General features: G+C 74.0%; 5 protein-coding genes. 1 reads left to right on the top strand and 4 read right to left on the bottom strand.

Features of this window, described 5'->3' with window-relative positions; genetic code table 11:
* Positions 1-31: 31 nt before the first annotated feature.
* Genes tilS through dacB form a run of 3 tightly spaced genes read right to left on the bottom strand, consistent with a single transcriptional unit; the run spans position 32 to position 3,570 of the window.
* Complete coding sequence (gene tilS, locus E1269_RS31835) at positions 32-1,018, bottom strand: tRNA lysidine(34) synthetase TilS (protein WP_203434293.1); 987 nt, start codon at positions 1,016-1,018, stop codon at positions 32-34.
* A 2-nt stretch (positions 1,019-1,020) separates the two neighbouring features.
* Positions 1,021-2,124: a zinc-dependent metalloprotease gene (locus tag E1269_RS31840; RefSeq protein WP_131902255.1), complete on the bottom strand. Its 1,104-nt coding sequence runs from the start codon at positions 2,122-2,124 to the stop codon at positions 1,021-1,023.
* A gap of 54 nt (positions 2,125-2,178) precedes the next feature.
* Entirely contained in the window at positions 2,179-3,570 is a 1,392-nt protein-coding gene (gene dacB, locus E1269_RS31845) for a D-alanyl-D-alanine carboxypeptidase/D-alanyl-D-alanine endopeptidase (protein WP_131902249.1), read from the bottom strand.
* Between the two features lie 94 nt (positions 3,571-3,664).
* On the opposite strand from dacB, the gene E1269_RS31850 reads away from it, so the two are divergent.
* Entirely contained in the window at positions 3,665-4,159 is a 495-nt protein-coding gene (locus E1269_RS31850) for an inorganic diphosphatase (protein ID WP_131902251.1), read from the top strand.
* Positions 4,160-4,222: 63 nt separating this feature from the next.
* On the opposite strand, the gene E1269_RS31855 is transcribed toward E1269_RS31850, so the two are convergent.
* Positions 4,223-4,725 (bottom strand): C40 family peptidase (locus tag E1269_RS31855; RefSeq protein ID WP_203434295.1); only part of this gene is annotated, 503 nt, incomplete at its 5' end.

The following is a 4,725-nucleotide window of genomic DNA, read 5'->3' on the forward strand; positions in this document are numbered from 1 at the left end:
CGCCCACCCCACTCGCACCCCACACGGTCCTCTACCGGCGCGTCGAGAAATGGAGGGCACCGTCGTGGCGCACGGCGCGCAGGCCACCCGGGAGGTCGATGCCGACCTGCCCGCGCCACTCCGTGACCAGGGCATCGACGGCCAGGACGTGCGCGGCCGTGAGGTCGGTGGCGGGACTGCCGGCGGCGACCGCGGCCCGGCGCAGCACCCTCCAGCGCACCGCGCGAGGCAGTTTGGCGAGGTGGTCGACGGGTAGCTGGTACCCCTCCAGGGGTGGCAGCTCCGTGTCGATCACGGCGGCGAGGGCCTCGGCGGCCTGGGCGTCCAGTGCGTCGGCGTCGGCTCGGACCAGCTCCGCCGTCCGCGCCAGCGCGTCGGCCACCCCTGGCCCGAGCTCGGCCTCGAGCACCGGCAGCACGCGATGCCGCACCCGGGCGCGGGCATAGGCGGGGTCGGCGTTGTGTGGGTCGTCCCACGCTGTCAGGCCGGCCGGCAGCGCCGCCCGGACAGTCTCGCGGCCAAGGTCGAGCAGCGGGCGCCGGTAGCGTCCGGAGCGTCGCGGCATGCCGGCCAGCGAGCGGCCACCGGACCCGCGCGCCAGCCCTAGTAGCACCGTTTCGGCCTGGTCGTCGCGGGTGTGGCCGAGCAGGACGGCCGCCGCCTGGTGTCGCTCGGCAGCCGCGTCGAGGGCGCCGTAACGGGCGGTGCGGGCGTTGCCCTCCGGCCCGCGCGGGCCGTTCGAGGCATCGACGTGGACGGTCTCGACGGGGTCCAGGCCCAGCGCGGCGAGCGTCGCCGCCGTCGTCCTGGCACGCTCGGCCGAGCGGGTTTGGAGGCCGTGGTCGACACAGACGCCTCCCGCCCGCAGCCCGGCCCGCTCGGCCACCCAGGCCAGCGCGGCGGCCAGTGACAGGGAGTCGGCGCCGCCCGAGCACGCCACCAGCACCGCACCGTCCGGAGGGACGTCGGCCAGCTCGGCGCGGACCGCCCGCCGAACCTCCAGGTGCGGGTGGGGCATGGTCAGCCGCCGTGCACGCGACGCACCCACGCGACCGGGTCGGCGATCTCCTCCTTGGTGGGGAGGGTGTCGGCGGACTCCCAGACCCGGTTGAAGCCGGCCATGCCGACCTGGTCGACGACGGTGTTCACGAACGCCGCGCCGTCGCGGTACTGGCGCATCTTGGCGTCGAGGCCGAGCAGCCGGCGCAGCGTGCGGTCGAGCCCGACGGAGGAGTACCGGCGGCGCTGGAAGCGGCGGCGGATGGTCTCGACCGAGGGGATGACCTCGGGGCCGACGCCGTCCATGACGACGTCGGCGTGGCCCTCCAGGAGCGACATGAACGCGGTGACGCGGTCGATGACGGCCTTCTGCGCCGGGGTCTGGACCAGGTCGAGGATGGAGACGTTGCCGTCGGCGGACCGGGCGCTCTCGGCCATGGCGCGCACGGCGTCGCGGGCCCGGGTGAGGAACGCGGTGGGGTCGACGTCGGTGGCGGCGACGAACGCCTCGATCTCGCCGGCCAGGTGGTCGCGCAGCCACGGCACCGCGGTGAACTGCACCCGGTGGGTCTCCTCGTGCAGCGTCACCCATAGCCGGAAGTCGTGCGGGTCGACGCCGAGCTCGCGTTCGACGTGGACGATGTTGGGCGCCACCAGCAGCAGCCGGCCGTGCGCCTTCTCGCCGGTCGTACCTGCAGCGCCGTTGCCGGCAGGAGAGCCGGCCGGGCCGATCTCGATCGGACCGGACCAGAACGGGTCGAACTGACCCAGCACCTTCGTGGCCAGGAACGCCAGCAGGGCGCCGGTCTGCAGGCCGGTGACCTTCGGCCCGACCTTCTGGAAAGGGCTGGGCTCGCGGTGCTTGCGCAGCTTGCGCTCGAGCGGGGCGATGATGGTGCGCATGCTCTGAGCGTTGGCCCGGGCCCAGTTGCCTCGATCGACGACGACCAGCGGCGCGGACGTGGCGGACGCGTCCAACCCGGTGAACGCGGCCACGTGCCGCTCGGCCTGCGCCGCGAGGGCGCGCAGCTCGGCGACGGCCGCACGGGCCTCGTCGTCGCTCACGGCCGGCCCGGAACCAGCGAGTCGGCCGGCCGTCGCGACCGCGAGATCCCAGTCGACCATGTCGGGTTCGGCGTCAGCGGTCGTCATGCACCCACGCTACGTCACCGAAGGCGTTCAGGCGCAGCCACAGCCGGCGAGGGCGGCGCCGACGGCGTCGAGCGCCTCCCGCGCGGCCTCCGTGCCCTGGACGTCGTCGGCGAGCACCGCGAACGCGTAGCTGGTGCCGTCGGCCGCGACGACCACGCCGGCCAGCGCGTTGACCCCGGTGAGGGTGCCGGTCTTGGCCCGCACCACGCCGACGGCGGTCGCGTCGTCGCCGTCGAACCGGTCGGCCAGGGTGCCGGTGAACCCGGCGACGGGCAACCCGGTGACGACGGAGCGCAGCTCGGGCCGCGCGGGGTCGGCCGCGGCCGTCAGCGTCGCCGTGACGAGCGCCGCCGGAACCGCGCTGCCGCGGGCCAGCCCACTGCCATCGAGCGGGGTGGCGCCCGTGGTGTCCAGGCCCAGCTCGCCGAGTGCCCGGAGGACGGCCGGGCCGGCGTTCTCCGACGTTCCCTCCATGCCGGCGCCGATGGCCACGTGCCGGGCCAGCACCTCGGCGCCGTCGTTGTCGCTGGTGTCCAGGACCGTCTCCACGATGTCGGACAGCGGCTGGGAACCGACCGTCGCGACGTCGACGGCGTCGGCCCGGGCCGCGGCCTGCGACGGCTGCGACGCGACCGTGACGCCGCGGTCGCCGAGCAGGTCGGCGAAGGTCTCGGCCGCGTCCTGCGCGGGATCGCCCGGCCGGTCGGCGAGGTCGGCCGCCAGCGCGCTGACCGGCGACACGACGCCGCCGACGTAGCCGGGGCTCCAGTCCGGGTCGACCGCCGGGCCGCTGAACAGCGAGGCGTCGTAGTCCAGGGCGACCGACGTGACACCGGCATCGGTCAGCGCGGCCGCCGTCGCGTCGGCCAGGTCGACCAGCGACGTGCCGGCACCGTCGTCGTCGGCGGTCAGGCTGGGGTCGCCGGCACCGACCAGCGTGATCGTGGGCGTCGCGCCGGACAGGCCCGGCGCTGCCGTGACCACCCGCGTCGTGAACACGTGATCCGGGCCGAGGACATGCAGTACCGCGGCCGAGGTGAGGATCTTCAACGTGCTGGCCGGGGTGATCGCCGCCGACGAGGCCGACTCGTACACGGACGCGCCGCTGCCGAGGTCGACGACGTCGACACCGACGTTGCCGCCCAGCGCCGGCGCATCGAGCAGCGGCGCCAGCACGTCGGCGAGCGGCACGCCGCCCGCGGCGGTCTCCACGCCGGGCGCGCCGAGCACACCGGGCGCGAGGACCCAGTCCGGTTCCGGCGGCTGCTCCGGGCGGACGAGCAGCGGGCCCTGCGCCGCCTCGCTCTCGGCCCACGGCAGGCCGACGGTCGCCTCGACGACGACACCGGCACCGGCACCGGCACCGGCCACCAGGACCACGGCGCACGCGCCCGCGACCACTGCGGCCCGCCTCGACATCAACGCCCCCTCGCCCGTTTACCTGGCCGACGTCACCGTACGGGAGACTAGACGCGATCAGCACATCGGGACGAACCTGGGGGAGGACGAGGTCGTGGAGTTCGACGTCACCATCGAGATTCCGGCTGGGAGCCGCAACAAGTACGAGATGGATCACGCAACCGGCCGCATCAAGCTCGACCGGAGACTCTTCACGTCCACCCGATATCCCCACGACTACGGCTTCATCGACGAAACCCTCGGCCTCGACGGTGACCCCCTCGACGCCCTGGTGCTCATCGAGGAGCCGACGTTCCCCGGCTGCCTGATCCGCTGCCGGGCCATCGGGATGTTCCGGATGACCGACGAGGCCGGCGGCGACGACAAGGTCCTGTGCGTGCCGGCGGAGGACCCGCGCAAGGTCGTCATGCAGGACATCGGCGACGTGCCGGAGTTCGACCGGCTGGAGATCCAGCATTTCTTCGAGGTCTACAAGGATCTGGAGCCGGGCAAGTCCGTCGAGGGCGCCACCTGGGTCGACCGGTCCGCCGCCGAGGAGGAGATCAAGGCGTCGCGGCAGCGCCTGGTCGACGCGGGCCATCTCCCTTGATCATCAACGGTTGGCGACGTCATGGCGTCGCCACCGGTCGATGATCATGGGGACGGTGCGGCGTCAGACGCGGCCGTAGAACGCCGGGTCGACCCAGTAGAAGACGTTCTGGACCTCGACGTCCTTGCCGGGACGCGGCGCGTGGACCATCTGCCCGCCGCCGATGTACAGCCCGACGTGGTAGACGCCTGAGGCCTCCCCGTTGTCGGACCAGAAGACGAGGTCGCCGGGGCGCAGGTCGGAGTAGGACACCCGGTCCACCCGCTGCGCCTGGGCGACGCTCCAGTGCGGCAGGCCGACGCCGCCTGCCTCCCAGGCCCGCATCGTCAGTCCGGAGCAGTCGTAGCTGTTCGGCCCGTCCGCGCCCCACTCGTACGGCTTGCCCACCTGGGCCAGCGCGAAGTCGATCGCGGCACGCGCACCGGCCGGCTGCTCGGGTTCCTCCGGCTCCTCGGGCTCGTCCGGGGGCTCGGTGTGCGTGGGCTCCGGCGTGGGCTCCGGCGTCGGCTCGGTGGTGGGTTCGCTGGTCGGCTCGGCGGTGGGTTCGGTCGTGGGCTGTGGCGTCG

Source organism: Jiangella asiatica (assembly GCF_004349065.1).
GTDB classification, from domain to species: Bacteria; Actinomycetota; Actinomycetes; order Jiangellales; family Jiangellaceae; genus Jiangella; species Jiangella asiatica.